The sequence below is a fragment of the Streptomyces sp. NPDC005402 genome, assembly GCF_040606575.1.
Lineage (GTDB): Bacteria > Actinomycetota > Actinomycetes > Streptomycetales > Streptomycetaceae > Streptomyces.
Map to the genome: position 1 here is coordinate 16,517 of NZ_JBEXFB010000017.1, position 18,824 is coordinate 35,340.

17 protein-coding genes are annotated in these 18,824 nt (G+C 70.4%); 7 read left to right on the plus strand and 10 right to left on the minus strand.

Annotated features, from left to right (window positions below; genetic code table 11):
- The first annotated feature begins 97 nt into the window (after window positions 1-97).
- Window positions 98-700: a hypothetical protein gene (locus ABZT02_RS29295; RefSeq protein WP_356022581.1), complete on the plus strand. Its 603-nt coding sequence runs from the start codon at window positions 98-100 to the stop codon at window positions 698-700.
- Window positions 701-775: 75 nt separating this feature from the next.
- Here ABZT02_RS29295 and ABZT02_RS29300 read toward each other — a convergent pair whose 3' ends face one another.
- The 6 genes from ABZT02_RS29300 to ABZT02_RS29325 all read right to left on the minus strand — a co-directional run bounded on the left by ABZT02_RS29300 (window position 776) and on the right by ABZT02_RS29325 (window position 6,980).
- On the minus strand, window positions 776-1,639 hold the full coding sequence (locus ABZT02_RS29300) for a hypothetical protein (RefSeq protein WP_356022583.1): 864 nt from the start codon (window positions 1,637-1,639) through the stop codon (window positions 776-778).
- A 16-nt stretch (window positions 1,640-1,655) separates the two neighbouring features.
- Complete coding sequence (locus ABZT02_RS29305) at window positions 1,656-2,777, minus strand: hypothetical protein (RefSeq protein ID WP_356022585.1); 1,122 nt, start codon at window positions 2,775-2,777, stop codon at window positions 1,656-1,658.
- A 5-nt stretch (window positions 2,778-2,782) separates the two neighbouring features.
- Window positions 2,783-4,036 carry a putative T7SS-secreted protein gene (locus ABZT02_RS29310; RefSeq protein ID WP_356022587.1) on the minus strand — a complete coding sequence of 418 codons (1,254 nt, stop codon included), beginning with the start codon at window positions 4,034-4,036 and terminating at the stop codon, window positions 2,783-2,785.
- Window positions 4,037-4,099: 63 nt separating this feature from the next.
- The gene (locus tag ABZT02_RS29315; protein ID WP_356022590.1) at window positions 4,100-4,387 is read right to left on the minus strand and encodes a hypothetical protein; all 288 of its coding nucleotides are present in this window, start codon (window positions 4,385-4,387) and stop codon (window positions 4,100-4,102) included.
- Window positions 4,388-4,499: 112 nt separating this feature from the next.
- Entirely contained in the window at window positions 4,500-5,267 is a 768-nt protein-coding gene (locus ABZT02_RS29320; RefSeq protein ID WP_356022593.1) for a hypothetical protein, read from the minus strand.
- A gap of 993 nt (window positions 5,268-6,260) precedes the next feature.
- Window positions 6,261-6,980: a DinB family protein gene (locus ABZT02_RS29325; RefSeq protein ID WP_356022595.1), complete on the minus strand. Its 720-nt coding sequence runs from the start codon at window positions 6,978-6,980 to the stop codon at window positions 6,261-6,263.
- Between the two features lie 220 nt (window positions 6,981-7,200).
- Between ABZT02_RS29325 and ABZT02_RS29330 the strand changes: the two genes are divergently transcribed.
- From ABZT02_RS29330 to ABZT02_RS29345, 4 genes are read left to right on the plus strand one after another with little or no spacing between them, the layout of a single operon-like run.
- The gene (locus tag ABZT02_RS29330; protein ID WP_356022598.1) at window positions 7,201-8,931 is read left to right on the plus strand and encodes a nucleic acid/nucleotide deaminase domain-containing protein; all 1,731 of its coding nucleotides are present in this window, start codon (window positions 7,201-7,203) and stop codon (window positions 8,929-8,931) included.
- A gap of 53 nt (window positions 8,932-8,984) precedes the next feature.
- On the plus strand, window positions 8,985-9,557 hold the full coding sequence (locus ABZT02_RS29335) for an SUKH-4 family immunity protein (RefSeq protein WP_356022600.1): 573 nt from the start codon (window positions 8,985-8,987) through the stop codon (window positions 9,555-9,557).
- Window positions 9,558-9,562: 5 nt separating this feature from the next.
- On the plus strand, window positions 9,563-10,339 hold the full coding sequence (locus ABZT02_RS29340; protein WP_356022603.1) for a nucleic acid/nucleotide deaminase domain-containing protein: 777 nt from the start codon (window positions 9,563-9,565) through the stop codon (window positions 10,337-10,339).
- Window positions 10,340-10,358: 19 nt separating this feature from the next.
- The gene (locus tag ABZT02_RS29345; RefSeq protein ID WP_356022605.1) at window positions 10,359-12,191 is read left to right on the plus strand and encodes a WD40 repeat domain-containing protein; all 1,833 of its coding nucleotides are present in this window, start codon (window positions 10,359-10,361) and stop codon (window positions 12,189-12,191) included.
- A 64-nt stretch (window positions 12,192-12,255) separates the two neighbouring features.
- Here the strand turns inward: ABZT02_RS29345 and ABZT02_RS29350 are convergent, their stop codons facing one another.
- The 4 genes from ABZT02_RS29350 to ABZT02_RS29365 all read right to left on the minus strand — a co-directional run bounded on the left by ABZT02_RS29350 (window position 12,256) and on the right by ABZT02_RS29365 (window position 14,992).
- Window positions 12,256-12,945, minus strand: coding sequence for a hypothetical protein (locus tag ABZT02_RS29350; RefSeq protein WP_356022607.1), 690 nt, complete (start codon window positions 12,943-12,945; stop codon window positions 12,256-12,258).
- Complete coding sequence (locus ABZT02_RS29355) at window positions 12,942-14,243, minus strand: hypothetical protein (protein WP_356022610.1); 1,302 nt, start codon at window positions 14,241-14,243, stop codon at window positions 12,942-12,944. The genes ABZT02_RS29350 and ABZT02_RS29355 overlap by 4 nt, the downstream gene beginning before the upstream one ends.
- The gene (locus ABZT02_RS29360; RefSeq protein WP_356022612.1) at window positions 14,240-14,554 is read right to left on the minus strand and encodes a hypothetical protein; all 315 of its coding nucleotides are present in this window, start codon (window positions 14,552-14,554) and stop codon (window positions 14,240-14,242) included. Before ABZT02_RS29360 ends, ABZT02_RS29355 begins: the two co-directional genes overlap by 4 nt.
- Window positions 14,555-14,647: 93 nt before the next feature.
- Window positions 14,648-14,992 (minus strand): hypothetical protein, encoded by a 345-nt coding sequence (locus tag ABZT02_RS29365; protein ID WP_356022615.1) that lies wholly within the window; start codon window positions 14,990-14,992, stop codon window positions 14,648-14,650.
- 398 nt (window positions 14,993-15,390) lie between these two features.
- Between ABZT02_RS29365 and ABZT02_RS29370 the strand changes: the two genes are divergently transcribed.
- Window positions 15,391-17,028 carry a hypothetical protein gene (locus ABZT02_RS29370; protein WP_356022617.1) on the plus strand — a complete coding sequence of 546 codons (1,638 nt, stop codon included), beginning with the start codon at window positions 15,391-15,393 and terminating at the stop codon, window positions 17,026-17,028.
- Window positions 17,029-17,432: 404 nt separating this feature from the next.
- Window positions 17,433-18,734: a PQQ-binding-like beta-propeller repeat protein gene (locus ABZT02_RS29375; protein ID WP_356022619.1), complete on the plus strand. Its 1,302-nt coding sequence runs from the start codon at window positions 17,433-17,435 to the stop codon at window positions 18,732-18,734.
- Window positions 18,735-18,824 lie beyond the last annotated feature (90 nt).

Here is an 18,824-nt window from a genome sequence, read left to right on the forward strand (position 1 = left end):
AGAGCCTGTGACGGTCTACTGCAGAAAGACGTTGGAGGACGCGAAGGCCGAGCTGGACTACGTCCTTCTTCGGCTGATCCCGATGGAGTGAAACGCCGTGGACGTCCCCCTGACGAAGACGGCGTACGAGGACCCGGCCACCCGACGGGCCTGGCGCCGCACGGCCGCGTTCCGGCTCAGCGCCTTCGTGCTCTCGCTCGGGTCCTTCGTGGCCTGGCTGTACGCGGTGCTCCTGACCCCGGTGTGGACGCTGTGGGTCCTCTTCCCGGCCCTGTTCGTCCTCATCTACCTGGCCATGCTCAGCACGGCGAGGATCCTGGGCATCCGTTCGCTGCGCCGGATCCTGAAGGTCTACCCCTGGCAGTCGGCCCCGGGAGCCGCCTCGCTCGCGAAGAACGGCACCACCCGGTTCTCCTTCACGGACCCGGAACGCCCCGACAAGACCGTCTCCCTGGGCTACGGCAGCTTCCTGGGCAGCGGATACACCTTCTGGGTCCGGACGGTCAGGTCCGGGGAGGTGGGCGAGGTCTGGTTCGCCGGCGACCCCCGCTTCCTCGGCGTCGTCGCCGTACCGGGCCCGCGGCGACTGTTCGGGGTCGCGCAGCGCACGGCCGTGGACGACCGTACGTCGGCCCGCAGACGCGGCGTCAGCGCCGAAGCGCGGGAGCGGGCCAGGGCGGCGGGGGCGCGGGTGGGTTGAGGGGGTGAGAAGTCGTGCGTACGGCGGTGGCGGCGCCCGGAGAGGGGGCCGCCACCGCCGTATGTGTGCCGTCGGTCAGAGCCGTGAGTCCAGGAGCTTGCGCAGGGGTGGCGAGAGCTCGTGCACGGGCGCTCCGGCGGCCTGGGCCCTGGTCAACTCGTCGAGGTAGACGCGGGCTTCTCGGGACAGTTCCCTCTGGCGTCTGCCGAGGCGGTGTCCGGCCACCCACGTCCAGATGCCGAGGCCGATGAGCAGGACGGCCGCGTACGCCGCGGGCAGATTCTTGACCGCGGCGTAGCCCACACCGACGGCCCCCGCGATGACGAGGATCCAGCCCGCCTCGTCGTGCCAGCCGCCCTGCTCGGCGATCCGCTCGTACTCCTCGACCTCCGCGGGCTTGGGCGGCGGCGCCATGGGAACGGCTCCCCGGGCCGGGCCCCCGGTCGGCGCGGCGTACGACGGCAGCGGGGCCACGTCGAGTTGCCCACCGCCCCGGCCGGTCAGCCAGGCGGGCACGTACGTCACGGGCGCACCGTGCGCCAGCGCCGCCGCGAGAACGTGGCGGTACCCCTCCAGGAAAGGGTGCCGGAGCTTGCGCCTGCCCTGAAGGTTTACCTGAACGAAGGCGGCGAGTGCCAGGAGCAGTACGGCGGCCGGGGGCGCGACCGCGACGGCCATGTTCGCCGGCTTGCCGGAGGCGGCCCACACCAGCCAGATGATTCCGACGGCGGTGGCCAGGGAGCCGGCCCACACCAGCCTTCCGCGCGCGACCCGGCGCAGGGACGACTCGTGTTCGGCGAGGGTCCGCCCGACCGTATCGTCGTCGAAGTAGTCATAGCCGTAGGTGCTGCCGAAGTCCCGTACGGCGGCGGCGAGTCGAGGGTCCGAGGAGAGCGCCTGCGCGCCGATCGGCAGAAGTCCACCGGTGTCGTCGTTCATGCCGTGGTCTCCTCCGTCATCCGAACACCGAGTCGCCCGGCCCGCGCACCGTGCGGGTGCAGGGGGCGACGACCTCGACGACGAGCCGCTCCCGGCCGTGCATCAGTGTGACGCTGACGCGGTGGCCCGAGCCGCTGTCCGCGGCCAGGGACACGCTCTCCCCCGGTGTCCCCGCGAGCTTGAGCCAGCCCTGGCTCTGGAAGGCCGCGTCCAACCGATCCACGGCGGCGGCGAGTTGCTCGTCAGGTACACCGTCGATCTGCCAGAGATGGCGGGCCGTGCACACCGACGCCAGGCCCTTGGACCAGCAGTCGGCGCAGGCCACCGAGGAGACCGCGTTGCCTTCGTCCATTCTGCCGCGCACGCCGAGGCCGTCCAGGACCCGACTGGAGAAGGAGTAGAGCTCCTGGACCATGGCCGGTTCGGGCATCACGTCCGGGACCGGCTGGGCCCGGGAGAGGGCGGCCTCCATCTCGGCCTGCTCCTCCGTCGCCCAGTCCAGCGTCCTGACGATCGTCGCGAAGAGCTCCGAGTAGAAGTCCCAGTCCTCCATGCAGGGCGTGGACAGCTCGAACGCCAGCAGGTCCGCGTTGTTAGGCAGCGGGATGTAGACCTGGATCTGGCCGCGCGGCACCTCCAGGGGCTCCCCGGTGGGAGAGGCCTCGGCGGCGAGGGTGAAGGGGGCCTGGCCGATCCGTACGACGGCCCGGGCGTCCCCCTTGCCGGACGGCAGCGTGCTGATCCGGACGTCGTCGTCGGGGTAGGCGCGCTGGAGGCCGGTGAGGGCCTCCGAGAGCACGTCCTCGGCGGTGATGTCGTGCAGCGGCATGCGGTAGACGGCGACGGTCGCGGTGCTGGGGCGGCCGTCGAAGTCCAGGTTGCAGAAGCCCGCGTACACCGCTCCGGCGTCCCGCAGGTCGTCGAGGATGCCGGCGTAGGTGACGAACATGCGGAACCGGTCCTGGTCCGTGCCGCCCGGCAGGACCTCCTGGACCGTCGCGTAGAGCTGCTCGCCCGCCTCGTCGACGTCGTCCGTCCCCAGGGGCAGTTCGTGGAAGAACGGCGGGACCACCCAGCCCACGTGGAGCCCTGGCTTCTCCGCCTCCGTGGCCGGGGCGGCGGTGGTGAGTTCGGTCATGATGCTCAGGCCGCCAGGGTCTGGTGGAACTTGTCACCCGAAGCGGGCCACGGCATCGTCGTGACCTGGGGGGTGGGCCGGGGCTGGCCGGTGGCCGGGGCCGGCTGGGTCGAGACCGCGGGCTGGCTGCTGCCGCCGTCGTCCCCGCCGGAGAGCAGGTGGCCGAGGCCGAAACCGGTGGAGAAGCCCTTGACGCCGCCGGTGATGAGCGACGGGTCGACGGCCTTGCCGAACTTGCCGAGGCCCCAGTTGATGACCTTCGTGCTCATGGGGTTCTTGATCTGGTTCATCATGGTCCTGGCCCCCGAGGCGATCGCCCCGGCTTCCCGTGCACCGGTGAACAGCGCCTTGCCTCCGGAGAACAGTGCCTTGCCCGCGCCACCGACACCGGGGATCACACCGAGCGCGTCGAGGCCGACCTTCCACATCGGGGCGCCGCCCATCCAGTGTCCGGCCATCGCCGCGCCGGCGAACGCCACCGAACCCGCGCCCAGGATGGCCGAGGCGACCTGACCGCCGACCGGAATGACGTTGACGACGATGGCGGCGGCGGCGAGCGCGGCGGAGATCGTGGAGAACAGGTCCGCGTTGTCGATCAGGAAGTTCTTGAAGCCGTCCCAGGCGCCCTTCAGACCGTCCGTGATCTTGTCCCAGATGCTGATGTCCGGCGGCCGGTTGTTCGCGGCCTCACGGATGGCCTTCTCGGCCTTTCCGGCCTGTTCTTCCCAGTACTTGCGCAGCGCCTCGCCGTTCTCGATGAGGAGCTTGAGGTCGGTGGCGGCGTCCTGGGCGGCTCGCGAGGCGGAGTCGGCCTCCTCCGAGAGGGCCTTGGCCTGCTGCTCGGTGAGCTGCTGGAACTGGGCGCCCTCGATCTTGACGTTGACCTTGTCGACGTCGGCGTTCTTCTGGTCGAGCCGCTTACGGGCCTCGACCGCGCGCTCCTCGAGGTTCTTGGCCTGGCGCTGCATGGTCTCGAGTTCGTCGTGCCAGCCCTTGAGCGCCCTGGAGCAGGCGTTCATCGACTCGTGGCCCTGCTGGAGGTACTTGGGCAGTTCGCCGACCTTCTCCTGGAACTTCTTCGCGGCCTCGCCGTCCCAGATCCCGTCCGTCCTGCCGATGCCCACCAGCATCTCGCGCATCTCGTCGAGCTCGTCGCCGACCGTCTTCACGTCGTACGCCAGTGACTCGATCGTGTGCAGGTCGCCCTTGGCCGGATTGAATGTCAGTCCCGGCCAGTTGGGGTCGTCGAACATTCCCATCGTCTTCTCCCCGTTGCGTGCGTATGCGTGTGCGTGTGCGAGTTGTCGGAGCGGTGGTGCGGGCTACTTCTGACTGAAGCCCTTCTGCAAATCCTGGTCGGTCGACTGGTACGCCTCGAGCGTCTTCTGCAGTCCCTCGTGCAGCTGCTTGGCGCCGTCGGCGATCCGCTTGATGCCGTCGCCCCAGTCGTCCTGGAAGCCGTCGCATGCGTTGTCGAGACCGTCCGTGCCCAGACCCTTGGGACCGACCTTGTTCAGCCGCTCCTGGGCGCCGCGCATACGGTCGTCCACCTGGTCCAACCTGTTGATCAGGGTCTTCATCCGATCGACATCGATCTGGAAGTCCGCCATCGCCGTGTGCCTCCCCGTAGCGTGGTCAGTGATCGCCGGTCAGACTATCGGAGCAGCAACTTCCGGCCTACCTGGCGATGTTCGCTGTCGCCAATTTGTGGCATGCGCATGCTCATCTGCGGTCCCACACGTGCAGGACGGCCTGCGCGTAGGCCAGTCGGGGGTCCAGCCGGGGTGAGGCGAGACGGTACTTACGGCCCGTCTGATACTCGATGGCGGCCTCCGCCCCGCCGGCCTGACGCCAGCGTGTCCACGTCGGGGGCTCCATCTCCCAGGCGGCTTCCTTCTTCGCCTCGCCCTTCTCTCCGAGGAGCAGCCAGATCGCGCCCTGCGCGGCCATGACCGCCCAGCACACGAAGTACAGAGGGGAGATCAGCACGAACACCGCCCACGCCTTGCGGGTCCCGACCTCGCCGGCCAGCGGTTCGCCGCCCTGAGCGGGCTGCACGCTCCAGTGGACGCGCCGCGGCCAGGGCACGGTCCGGCCGCCGCGCCGGGTGATCCTGCCGAGCGGGGCGCCGTCACCGCCGTGGACCTCGTAGACGCCTGCGCCGACGGAGCGCACCGAGCTGAGCGGTTCGCCGTTCGGGCCGCTCACGGTGAACGACGGGCGCGTCCGGCGCCCGCCCTTCGGGGCGTCCCGGGGGACGTGGACGTACGCGAGCGGCTCGCCGTTCGCGCCGGGGCCGGCCTGTCGGATGATGACGGTCTGCTCCCCCGGCACGACCTTGTCGTACTTGTGCAGGCCCTTGTTGGGGACCTCGATCACGGTCTCCGCCGGGGCGTGGGCCTGCCCGTACGGTCCCGGGGTCTGCGGGGGGTACTGCGGCTGCCCCGGCTGCTGAGCCTGCGAGGCCCATTCCTGGCTGCTGTGGTTCATGGCCGCCCAACTGTCGATGCGGTTGACGATGACGATCGACAGACTCTCAAAGTCGGTCGGCGATGTCGTGGGGCGGCCCGCGTCAACCGGTCCGGGGACGACTCGTCCACAGGACGTCCACAAGTCTTCCCCCGTTGTCTTTCAGTCTCTGGCCAGGCGTGCGTGCCGGGCCGGTGCGGCGACGGAGCGGGCCTCCGGCTGGGAGCGCCGGGTGCGTGCGGGCCCCGACCGCCTCCGGTCCTGTCTTCGACCTGCCGACCAGGCTCCGGCTGTGGCCCCGAAAGGCGTCCCCGGCGTTCGTGAACCGTCGTGGTGCGATGTCCGTGGTCGTGGGGGGCCACCCATACCGGGTCGGCGGTCGGCCGGAGACGCACGCGCCGATCGGGGCGACCAGGTGTGCGTTCAGCCGGGTCCGTCGGTCTGCGGCAGCATGCTGGGGGTCATGTCCCGCCGAGTGGCCAGCCATGCGGTCTTCGTGTCGTCGCAGGTCGCGGACGTGACAAAGCCGGGGCCCGTTACCGGACGGTCCAGACCGCGCCGGCCGCTTCGCGCAGCGACCCGGGGGCTCGCGACGGGAGACCGGACACCGGCCGACGGGACGGGCGCGGACGGGATTCCACGCCCCTCGACGGGACGCCGCCCTGCTGGGCACGGTGTGGCCGGGAGCGACCAGCGCCCGGCCGCTTCCGGCACCGCTACGGCGCGGCCGCCCGGCTGCACCGTCGCGCGGCCGCCCACCACGGCGCCCTCCGGCGTGCCGGGGGTGCCGCCCGTGCCGGGCGTGAGCTGTCGCCGAGTTCGGCAAGGCCGTCCGGTCGCTCGGCTTCACGGACGCGGCGAAGTCACCGGCCACCCGCTGGGCGGGAGGTCGCCGGGCGCGTGCGTGCGGCCGCGCACCGGGTCCACAGCCCGCACGGCGTCTCTGCCCGGAGCCCACGGTCCCCGACCCCCGACCCCCGACCCCCGCGCCAGCCCGCCCCCCGCCGGGCCGACCTACGCCGGAACGCTGAAGCGGGTCTGCCACAAGTCACGCAGCAGCGCGATCTCCGCCATGTGGTGGATGAGTTCGAGGTTGGACCCCCACAGCACGGAGATGTACGGATCGTCGGGGGCGGAGCCGTACGGGTACTGGGAGAAGCCGACGGTGTCGAGTTGTTCCTCCGTCACCTTGCCGACCTCCTCGCGCCAGCGGTCGATCAGCGACCAGAACCGGTCGAGGGCAAGGGCGGCGGAGGGCGTGAAGTCGACCAACTGCTTGGGGTCGCGGCGGCGTTCGCCGAAGGTCCACTCCCATTCGCCCGCGAAGCAGGAGTGCAGGTGTCCCAGCCGCCATGCGATGGTCGTGACCGGCGTGACGTCGGGTTCCACCGGCCCGGTGTGGGCCAGGACCTCCTCGACCCGCTGGACGCTCACGCTCCAGTCCTCGGCGATCTTGGCGACGCTCATGCCGTCGGCGGCCTGCCGGGCGACCTCGGAGTACTCGCCCGCTGGGATGTCCGGGGCGCCCTGGTCGAGCAGCCACTCGCCGGGACCGTACGCCCTCGGGGTCACCGCCTCGCTCCGGCGCCGGATCGACCAGCAGCCGGGCACCGGCTCCCACAGGTACTCCTCGTCGCCGAGCCCCTCCAGCCGTACCTGCGCCCGTTCCCTGACGCAGTCGAACTGGTCCAGCAGCACTCCCAGACGGTCGGTGCGTACGCGGTCGGTCTCCATGCCGGGCTCCCCCTCGCGGTCGCGCGCGTGGCCACGCTCACGCGGAGGCTAGCGGCCGGCCGACGCGGGGCGCGACGGATTTCCGGGTCCGGAGGCGCCGCCCGCCCGGTAGGTCTACGCCAACTGGGCTCCAGATCCGGTCATGTGAAGCATGGTCAGCTTGTTTCCATGATTCGTTCAAAGTTAGGTTCTTCGAAGTAACTTTCGAACGGGGGTCCCTGTGGGTGTTGTCCTGCCGAGCGAGCTGGATGCGGCCCTGGACCTGATAGGCATCAGCTGGCCCAACGTCGACGAGGACGACTACCGCGACATGGCCCAGGCCATGCGGGAGTTCGCCGACGACATCGACAACGGAGCCGCCGACGCCCATGCGGCGATCGCCGATCTGATCGGGACCAACGAGGGCCTGGCGATCCAGGCGCTGGAGAAGCACTGGGACGTCGTCAAGGGCACACATCTGACCAACCTCGCCGAAGCGGGACGGCTCGCGGCAACCGCGCTGGACGGGGTCGCCGTACTCATCGAGGGCGCCAAACTGGCTGCCATCGTGCAACTGGGCATCCTGGCGGCCGAGATCGTGGCGGCGATCGCCGCGGCCCCCGTCACCCTGGGCCTGTCGACGCTGGGTGGCATCGCGGGAACCCAGGCCACCCGGATCGCGGTCAAGCGCATCTTCGAGGAGGTGTGCGAAGAGGTCGTCTCGCGGGTGATGGACATCGCGATGGGTCCGGTCTACCAGGCGCTCGGCAACATGGCCGGAGACCTGGTGGTCCAGCTCGGCGGCAACGCGCTGGGCACCCAGCACGGAGTCGATCTCGGTCAGACCGCGAAGTCGGGCCGGGAGGGATTCGGCGAGGGCGTCGACGCCGCGAAGTCGGGCGGGATGCAGCTGGCGAGCGCGGACGGAAGCTCCGGCGGCTCGATGCAGCTGGCCGGCGCGGACGGCGGAGGCGGGTCCGGCAGCTCCGGCGGCGGAGGCGGCGGTCAGTTCTCCATGGACCTGGAGTCCTACGACAGGGCCGGCACCCAGCTCAAGGGCGCCGGCGGCAAGATCCGCGACGGGGCGGGCGGCAAGCTGTCCCGCGCCAAGTCCACGCACGGCCGCACCAGGGGCAAGGACGCGATCGCCGACGCCGCCAACGCCATGCTGGACCAGGTCATGGACGGCATCGAGAAGGGCGTGAAGCGGTCCGCCGCGCACCTCGACGAGAACATGACCGGCGGCCTCAAGCAGATGGCCAAGCGCCACCGGGACAACGACGACGAGACCGCCCTGTCCCTCAAGCAGCTCCAGAAGGGCAACGACGGCAAGACGCCCATGTACCTCATGGGCGACGACGGAACGCTCAAGCGGCTGCGGACGGACGGCGGGACCGACAAGCTCACCCAGGAGGACCGGGACCGCATCGGTCTGACGCTCGACGGCGACAACGCCGGGCGGCCGCTGCCGGGTGAATCGAGCCTCAAGCTCCAGGGCAAGGAGAGACCGCGCCCCCTCAGCAATTCGGAGCGGGTCGAACTCGGCAGCACACCGCTGTCCCAGGCCGTTCAGCTCGCCCGCCACGCGGACAAGAGCTACGGCAACCACAAGCAGGTGAACGGGCAGGACAAGTTCGAGAGCAACAACTACGCCGCCGCGCGCCTCAACAGCGGCAGGAAGGACGACAGCGACTTCATCCTGGTCGCGCGCAGTTCGGGCTTCCGCCACTCCGAGCGCATGATCGGCTTCCCGGTCCTCCGGGACGGCGCGGGCGGCCGCATGACCGAGCTGTACACGGAACGAGCCCCCTGTTCGTCCGCGCCGAACTGCAGCGCATGGATGAAGGAAAGACTTGCGCACGTCGATGTCACCCACAGCATCGATTACGGGAACACAAAGGAATCCAGAGCGCAGGGCAACGCCGAAATGATGGATTATCTGGACCGCCTCAAGGCGAACCGGCACAAATAGGCACATGCTAGCATCGGGCACTCCGATCATTCGCAAGGCAGGCAGGTCACGAGATGACGTCCCCCATCGACCGGGAGACCCTGGAATCCGAGTTCGATCCGGACGAGCTCACCACCTTTTCCGCGGCGGCGGTGGCAGGCATCCGGCACGAGCCGAGTGCGGACTTTCTTCGCAATGTCGGCATCCCGGCCCGCCCGAATCCTTGGTTCGACCTCGTGGACGGCTCTCCGGAGCAGGTCAGGACGCTCGGCGACGCCTACGACGACCTCCGCGAGCGGTGGACGGACCTGCCCGAAGGTGCCGAGGGGTGGCTACTGCTGGGCATGGTGCCCTATGACGACATCGCACTCGACGGGGCCTCCGGAGTCGTGTACTGCCTGCCGGGCGACGAATCCGAGTTTTATCCGCTCAACAAGGATCTCCCCTCCTTCGCCCACTTTCTCTACCTACTGGAGAAGGAGCGCCCGAACTACGACTTCGAGTCGGAACTCGAGAATATCGACCCGGAGAGTGCGGCGGCCCGCCTCACCGAGCAGATGCGGGAGATCGACCCGGCCGCTCTCGACGTGAGTAATTCCCGCTGGCACGACATCCTGGAATATGTCGCAGAACCCGAGGCCAGGTAATGGCGATGAATGACAGCGATACTCGGCGCATCGGGGAGATCACCCTTCCTCTGAACGTCGGGCCCTATTTCACGACCGCCGCGTCCGACCCCCTTCCGCTGCAGGAGTTCGCCCAGTCCGTCGGGCGTACCGTCGTGCTGGAGGAGTGCCGGGAGTGGACGCGGTTCGGGTCGGACCGCGGATTCGAGATCTGTGCCGATCAGGAGGGCGTCGTACGCGCGGTGCTCCTCGACTGGAACGAGGAGTCGAGGTTCGTGAACGCGACTCCCGCGGCCTTCGCCCAGTCGCTCACCGCGCTCGACCGGGCCCTCGCCGCGATCCTCGGCACCGATGAGCCGCAGCAGGCGTCCGCCGCGTACGCGGAGCTCGAGCAGCGACTGCGGGCCCTGGATCCCCGGGCGTTCGAGGGCCGTGAGCACTGGTGGCCGCTCGTCCTGGACGACATCCGGGACACCGCGAGCGCGGAGTGGTTCACCGCCTTCGAGATCGTGAACGACCGGGGCGAGAAGCAGATCGTCACGCAGGCCGGTGACATCGGCGTTCACCCGGAGGAGCGGCTGTGGGCCCGGCTGCGGGCCGCGGGCGTCGAGCCGGAGCAAGTGCTGCGGATCCACACCGAGTTGGAGGCCTGCTTCATGCCGGGGCACTACTGCTCGCTGTGGCTCGGGCAGGTCTTCCCCGAGGCGCAGCTGACCCACAACTTCCCCTACGGGGAGACGGCCGAGTCCCGCGCCGAGGGCATCCGGCAACTGCGTGAGGCAGCGGCCCAGCAGCCGCAGTAGAGAGGACGCACAGCACATCATGACCGTCGGGACCGTCACGCCGGACATCGCCTCCTGGCCGCCGCTGGACGACGACAAGCAGGCTCCGGGGCAGCAGCTGCTCGACTGGGCTGCCGGTAGCACCGGGTCGCGGCTGTGTCTGCTGCGGGGCTCGGAGGGCAGCGGCAAGAGCGGACTGCTCGCCTGGCTCCTGGCCGGGACCGTCGGCCGTCCGGGGCTCACCGTCCATGCCACCGTGCCGTCCGAGGGGCTGACGACCGAGAGCTTCGCCTGGGAGTTGGGACGCCAGCTCGGCTACGGCCCCCTCTCCCCCGGCCGACTGCTCGAACAAGTCGGCGCGGACGAGCGGCCGTTGCTGCTGCTCGTACCCGATCTGCACCGGGCGGGGGCGGGCCCCGTGGATCTGCCGTCGGCGTCACCGGAGACCCTGGTCGCCGAGCTGCTGGAGCCGTTGCTGGCCCTTCCCCATCTGCGGGCGGCCGTCGAGGTCGGGACGTCGGGATTGCTCGCCGTGGACGGCGTCGAGGTCATCGACCTGGGACAAAGGGGCGGCGAAGACACCGCACCGGCTTCGTACGCCGATCTCGTCGCCGCGGTCCCGCGTACGGCCGACGGCCGCCCCGACTGGTCCCGGGCGCCCGATGAGGTGCTCCGCCATGTCCTCGACGCGGCACTGCGCACCGACGACCAAGGCGCCGCCGTACGCGGCCTGTTGAGCGACCCCGGGTTCCTGGTGCACGGCTCGGCCGCAGCGCTCACGGCCGCCCTCGCCGACGAGCGCATCCCGGTGCCCGGGCGACTGCGCGAGGTGTGGAGGCGTGCCGCACCGGAGCTGACGGCCTATCACACCGACAGCGCCGAACGAGCCGCCCTGCTGCACGCCGCCGCGGTCGGCACGGACCCGGATCTCACCGAGTACCTGCGGCCGCTCGCCCGTCGGCACTGGTGGTCCGCGGTGTGGGGCCGGCCGGCCCTCTCCGTGAGCGCGCTGGCTCTGGTGCCGGGCGAGGAGCGACGGCTGCTGGTGGCGGACCCGACGGGGCGGCTGCGGACGTACGACGTGGACAGCGGTGCGGCCGCCGGCACGTCCGACGGGGTCTCCGTAGGCGCGGTCCACGAGGTCTCCGTAGGCCCGTCCGACGGAGGCCCGACCGGCGGGGTCGCATCGTCGTTCGTCCGCCCGGCCTCCCTGCGACCGCGCTCCGTCGCCCCTCGTGACGCCCGCTCGGCGCTGCTGCTCGACCGGTCCGACGCGCTGCTGCCGCTCGTGACCGAGGACGACCCGACCACCGCGTTCACGCTCGGGCGCATCGCCGAGCACCACGGTTCGGCCGCGCTCGCGGAGGAGGCGTCGCTGGTCACCGCACTCGGCAGCGGCGGCACCCGGAGCCCGTACGCGGTCGTCGGGGACCGCGGCGGCACGGTGCACGTGTGGTCCCTGGGCGAGTACCAGGACCTCCCGCGCTCCTGCCGTGTGCACGGGCAGCCGGTCACGGCCGCCACCTGCGTCGACCTCGCCGACGGGCCGACCCTCACCTTCAGCGCCGGGGCGGACGGCTCGGTGCGGCTGTGGGAGACCTCGGCCGAGCCGATGCCGGTGCCGGTGCAGCAGCGCGGGTACCGGACCACCGCACTCGCCGCCGCGGACACCCCCGCCGGTCCGGTGCTCGCCGTGGCCTGGAGCGACGGCGAGCTGCATCTGTGGCACGTGTTCTCCGGCAGGATGCGTGTGCTGCCCTGGCTGTACGGCTGTGACACCCTCGCGCTGGCCCCCGAGGGCCTGCTGGTCGTCGGGGACGCGGGCGGGCTGTACGCCGTACAGCTGCGGTTGGACGTGCTCTGGGAGCAGTGAGCTGCGGTTGGACGTGCTCTGGGAGCAGTGAGCTGCGGCAGTACGCGCCCTGCTGCTGGGTCGGCTAGCCGAAGGGGCTGGTCGCTCCGGTGCCGGCCGTCTCCGGTTCCCGGGTCGGCGGTTTCGGTGCCGTGAAGGAGATCCCGGCGGCCACCAGCGTGGCCAGTTCCAGGAACTCCTCCTCCGCCTCGAAGACCTCGGTGGACAGGGACACCACCACCGCCTGCGGGATCCGTGGGAAGGCGAGGTGGAACGTGGCGGTGCGGACGGCCGAGGTGCTCACCCCCTCGACGCCGAACAGCGCTCCGGGGACCGTGACAGCCTGGTCCGCCACCACGACCGCGGCGAGCCCGGCCGGAAGCGGGACGACCGCCTTGTGCGTGTCCGGCTGGTCCGGGTGGGCGCGCAGCGCGCTGTGCGGGTAGAGGTGCGGATCTCCGGCGGGGCGGTCGGTCACGGAGATCTGGCAGATCCCCGTGAGGAGCAGATCGTCGTCCGTGCGCAGCACGAAGGAGCTGAAGTGGACCAGTCCGTCCGCGACCAGTCTGCCCAGCGCGGCCTCGAAACCCAGGGCGCTCGCGACCAGTTGACCGGTCGTCGCGTCGGGGCAGAGCTCGGCGAGCGCGGTGTAATGGGCTTCCAGGCGCTCTTCGGGATCGGACCAGAGCTCGACCGGCCGGAAGCCCTCCGGCACCGTGTACCAGAGCGGTAGCGGCAGGCCGGTGCCGGCGGTCTCCGTCGCCCGGGCCGTCACAGGGCCCTGGCCACGGCGAAGATTTTCTGGAGGGGTTCGACGGCGAGCCCGCCCGCCATGACGCCGTCGCCCGCGACGGTCGCGTTCGTGGCGGGTGTCGCCCACCTGTCGGTGTAGCCGGGGTCGAGGGTGATGGCGGTGGGCAGGGCGAGGGCTCCGGTCGCCACGGCCTGCGTGACGTCCGCGGCCATCGCGCCGGCGGCCGACGAGGAGCCGAGCTTCGCGGCGGCCCACTCGACGGGCCTGGCGATGAGCGGGTTGGACGGGTCCGCGGCCTTCGCGGCCCAGTTGAAGGCCTCGCCGCCGTCTTTCACGGCCTGTGAGACGGTCGCACCGGTGCGGGCGAGCGTCTCGGCGCCCCGTGCCGCCTCGAAGGCGGTCCTGCCTCCCTCGATGGCGGCCTTCGTACCGTCGATGGCGGGGCCCACACCCGGGACCGCACCCAGCAGGTCGCCGCCGAGGGTGGCCCACTCGCTCAGGTTCCTCGACGTCGGCGGCCACATGTCCTTGCCGCTCCGGACGTACTGGTAGGTGTGCTGGGCCGCCGCGGCCAGGCTGAGCCCGATGGCGATGGGCGCGAGGACGGGGCAGAAGATCGCGGCGATGCCGACCACCGTGGCCGCGACGGTCAGCAGGTCACCGCCGTGCTCGTTCCACCAGTCCTTGAACTTCTCCCAGGCCCCGCCCTCGGGGGCATACTCGCTCGCGTACTTGCGGATCGCGTCGGCGTACTCCTGGGCCCGGTCCCCGTGCTGGGTCTCCAGCCGCTTGGCGTCGTCGATCAGATCCTGGAGTCGGCCGCGGGCGCCCTCCAGGGTCTTGCCCGCGCTGTCGAGCCGGTCGTTGGCGCTGTCCAGCCTGGCCTGGGCGTCGTTCAGTCGGGCCTTGTCGGTGAACATCTGCCCGGCCAGTCGCAGATCCGGGTCGGAGCGGGCCGTCTCGTAGTCCCGCTCGGCCCGGTCGGTCGTGCGGCGCGCCTCCTCGGCGTCCGCCTCGTAGTGACCTGCTCTGACCTTCAGGTCGTGCAGGGTGTCGCTCCACTCGGCGATCTGGCCGCCCGCTGCCTTGAGGGAGTCGTGGGCACGCTGGAGGTAGTCGGGGAGGTCCGTCACCTTCTCGGTGAACGCTTTGGCCGCCTCCCCCGACCACCAGGCGCTCTCCTTGCAGAGGGAGTCCAGCAACTCGTAGGTGGTCTGCAGGGTTTCGGCGGTGTGCAGCAGGTTGTTCGACAGGCTGGTCGCCAAGTGGGGGTGGCCAGGGGTGGGATTCCAGCCGAGGCCGCTCCAGTCGTCGCTCACTTCGCCGTCCCTCCGGTGTGGGCTCCGGTGTGCTGGAACGCGCCCTGAATCTCCTGCTCGGTCTGCTCGTAGGCCTTGATGATGGCGGGCAGGGCATCGTTGAGGACCTTGATGCGTTCCTGCGTCTTGCCGAGTCCGAACTCCCAGCCGTCCTCGAAGTCCTCGCAGGCCTTGTCGAGCACGCGCTTTCCCAGGTCCTTCGGCCCGGTGTCCTTCATCCGGCGCATCGCCTCGTCGAGTTGGGCCTGGCTGTCCTCGAGCTTCTTCTTCAGATTGCGCAGTTCGTCGAGACTGACCCTGAAATCGGCCATGTTCCTTCCCCCGTGTTCCGGTCCTGCGTGTCAGTCGGAGACTTGGCGCCGTGGTCGGAGAACCCGGCGCCTCGGTCGGCCGACGCGGCCCCTTCAGTCGGAGACCCGGCGCAGGAAGAGCCACATCCCCTTGGTGCCGTGGGTCTGTCGGGCGAATCCCTCTTCCCCGGCGATGACCTCCGCCTCTCCGGCGGAAATCCCGGGGTACCGGGCGGGATTGACCCGGACGTGCCCGCGCACGTTCGGGGCGCCGTCGCGGATCTCCCCGCGCAGCTCTTCGCGGAGCTGCCCGGGCGGAACCCGCCTGCGCCGTCGCCGCGACCCGAACGCGATGAGGAGGTTCACGAGCACCAGAGCGGCCACGCCGGCACCGATCCACCCGAGGGCGGCCGGGCTGACGACACCACCGGGCGGGGCCGCGAGCGGAACACCAGCCATGTGCATCGAGGGAGAACCTCCAAGTGACAACGGCAGAGCGCCCGCACCTTAGCCATCCCTGGTAAGGATTCGGCCAGGCGGTCGGCGGCCGGAACGCCGCGTCCACCGTCCGTTCTGTGACTGTACCGGCACTGTTGTACCCCCGGAGGCCATGATTCCGTCACGGGCGTTCACACCATCACCCCAACCGGCCCACACCACCCCCATCGGCCCTTTCCGTATGGATCACCATCTTTTTCCGCCTGGATGAGGAAGGCGGCGAGCAACGGCACGGGCGGAAACCGACAAGCTTGTAGGGTGTCATGAGCATTTCGGGGGAGCTGTTGATCACTTGAGCGTCATGTGCCATTTCTCTGTGGGCTCCCACGCGTCATCGAGAGTCAGGGGAGAGGGAGTTCATGTCGTACCCTCCGCCGCCCGGAGGACCGGGTAGCGCGTATCCGCAGGGGCAGGGAGGGTGGGCCCAGCAGCCGCAGCCGTACCCCCAGCCACCGCCACCGCAGCCGTACCCGCAGCAGGCGGGCGCGCCGTATCCGCCCCAGGCCGCGCCAGGCCCCTACGGCTATCCGCCGCAACCGCCCGCCACGGCGCAGGGTTGGCCCGGGCCGCCCCACACGCCGTACCCGCAACCGCCGCCTCCCGGCGCAGGCGGCGGTGACCAGGGCGGGAGCGGAGGCGGGAGCGGGAGCGGTCTGAAGAAGGCCGTCATCGGTGTGGTCGTCCTGGCCGTGCTCGCCGTTCTCGGCCTCGGCGGGCTGGCCGCCTACCGGGCCTTCGGCGGCGGCGGCGCGTTGCCCACCGCGGCGGGCGATCCGCAGAGCGAGCAGTTGCTGAGTCCCGAGGACATCCAGGATCTGCTCGACGGCCGTAGCCAGGCGCTGCGGAGCGGCGAGGAGAACACGTATCTCGCGCCCTTCACCGGCAAGGCCAGGGACACGCAGAAGAACCTCTTCGAGAATCTGCGCAAGATCCCCTTCGCGCAGGCCGAGTACTCCGTCCTCAAGACGACGGGCACGGGCACCGACGAGTACGGCGACGGGGCCACCGTCGCCCTCGACGTCGCCTTCGTCCACAAGATCCAGGACGTGGACGTCCGGCCGGTCTCCGAGTGGTACCGGTGGATCATCAAGCGGGAGTCGAAGGACGCCGAGCCGCGGATCACCAGGGTCGGTCCGGCCCCCGGAGCCTTCGGTGCCAAGAGCTATGTGTTCTACCCGGCTCCCTGGGACCTCTACGAGGACATGCACGTCGTCAAGAAGGCCCACACGCTGACCATTTCGGACAAGAAGTACGCCGGTGACACGGACCGTTACGCGCCGTACATCGAGAAGGCGGCGAAGGACGACATCGACCTGTGGAAGTCGAGCGGCCCCGAGGGCACCGAGACGCCCACCGGGTTCGTGACGGTCCTCGAACCCGACCGCAGGACCTACTCCTCCCTCTACGGCTCGCAGTCCGTCGAGTGGGAGGCCGGCCAGAGCGTGGCGATGCCCACCTTCGACGCCGGGTTCGGCGGCGACAAGAAGGACCTGGAGTACGGCGGCGCCCGGGTCAAGATGGACATGTCGGGGAGCCGCTTCACCAACGCGACGTACTGGCCGAAGCTCGTCCAGGAGATCTCCCACCACGAGTTCGCGCACGCCATCGTGCAGCCGCTGGAGGCCGCTCCCGGCGGGTTCGCCACCGAGTCCAACACCCGCTGGTGGGTCGTGGAGGGTTTCGCGGACTACGTGGCGTTCCGCTTCGACGGTGAACTCGGCGCGTGGACCGTCCGCAACGACGTCACCGGCAAGAAGTTCAGCGGCACGCTGCCCGAGGATCCCGGGGCCGGGGACGAGGTCTCCACGAACTACACGGTCAGTTACCTGGCCATCCGGTTCATGGCCGAGAAGAACGGCGAGGCGGCGGCACTCCGGTTCGTCACCGACCAGTACCGCCACCCGGGGCAGCTCGACCGCCAGTTGCGTACGGCCACGGGCATGGGGGAGAGCGAGTTCCAGGCCGCCTGGGCGCGTTACGTGAGGAGCAACAGCTGATGAGCGCAGACGGCACACAGGGCCCGGCCGGCCCGCACGGACAGCAGCCTCCCCCGGTCCCCCCGCCGGGGTACGGGTACCCGCAGCAGCCTCCGGCGCCGCCGCAGGGTCCGATGCCGCAGGGTCCGCCACCGCAGGCCCCGCCACCGCAGCCGTACGGCTATGGGTACGGGTACGGCGGGCCGCAGCAGGCGCCCCCGCCGGGGTACGGGGCACCGCAGGGCTACGGGCCCACTCAGCAGCAGGGGTACGGATTCCCGCAGCAGCCCCCGCAGGGATACGGCTCTCCCGGCCCGGGCGGCCCCGTCGGACCCGGCGGAACCGGCGGACCCATCGGACCTGTCTGGCCTGTCGGACCTGTCGGCGCACCTAGGCCGGGGAACACGCGCGGGAAGCCGGTCGGGATGATCGTGCTGCTCGTCATGGCCGTGCTCGTCCTCGGCGGGGCCGGTTTCGGGGCCTGGTACCTGCTGGTCGGCTCCGCGAGCAACAACGTGCTGTGGAGCGTGGCCGCCAAGCAACAGGGCGAGGACGTCGACGCGATCCTCGGGGCGAAGACACGGGGCACCTGGTTCACCGGCAAGGCGGTGGTCCAGACCCTGCCGAACGGCGTGAAGGCGTACGACCTCGACACCGGCGAGCAGTTGTGGGCCACGGCGCTGCCCGGCGACAGCAGCGAGGCGTGCGTCGCGCCCGAGAACTCCTCCGGCGACATCGGGATCATCGCCTACGGCGAGGGCAAGGCCTGCGACCACCTCGTGGCCTACGACCTCGGCACCGGCAAGGAGCTCTGGGACAAGGACCTCAAGCCCGGTGCCAGCACGTCGAAGGACAACGTGTCGGTCGCTCGGGCCGGCGAGGTGGTCGTCGTCAACGCCGCGAAGGTGACGCTGGCCCTGAAGGCGGCCGACGGCACCACGGCCTGGGATCCGAAGAAGTTCGCGACCGAGGACTGCGGAAGCGGCGAGTTCACGGGCGGCAAGGCCCTGATCCGGGTGCGTGGCTGCCGGGTCAACGACTTCGACGACCCCGACTGGGACCAGAAATGGGACGAAGTCTCGCTCATCGACCCGGCCACCGGGCAGGCCCGCTGGACCTACCGCCACAAGGTCCCCGAGGACAGCTTCGGCGAGATCGAGGGCGGCGACGTCATCTCGACCTCTCCCGTCGTCCTGATCCGGCACGGCGACGACGGCGACGCCCTCTTCTCCCTCGACGACGAGACGGGGAAGGTGCGCAGCCAGTTCTCCCCCGCCACACCCGCCGAGTACGTCAGGAGCGACGACTCGCTGGGCGGCCCCTGGTCGGAGGCGGGCGTCTTCGGTGACACCTTCGTCATCGGTGTGAGCGGCGCGAAGAGCAAGGAGCTGCTGGCCGCCTACGACCTCGACAGCGGCCGGCAGCTGTGGAAGACCGACGCGGTCGAGTTCCGGTCGTTCTATCCGTTGCCCGCGGTCGGTGGCGACCGGATCCTGGCCTACAAGACCAGCAACGACAACGACAAGGGGCCCGAGCTGGTGGAGTTCGGCGCGAAGGACGGCTCGATGAAGACCGTCGTCGAGTACCCGACGGACATTCGCAAGGGCATGTCGATCTCGGCCCGGCCCTATTGGCACGAGAACCGTCTCTACGTCTCCGAGCCGAACCCTTCCGTCGGCTACGGGGAGACGCCGTACACCCTGGTGGCCCTCCCGACCACCGACTGACGGAGGGGCTGCCGTCCAGAAGGCTCCCGTCGTCCGCGGACCGGTGACGGGAGTCTTCTGCACGGGGCGGTGCCGCGCACGCGGGGGCGG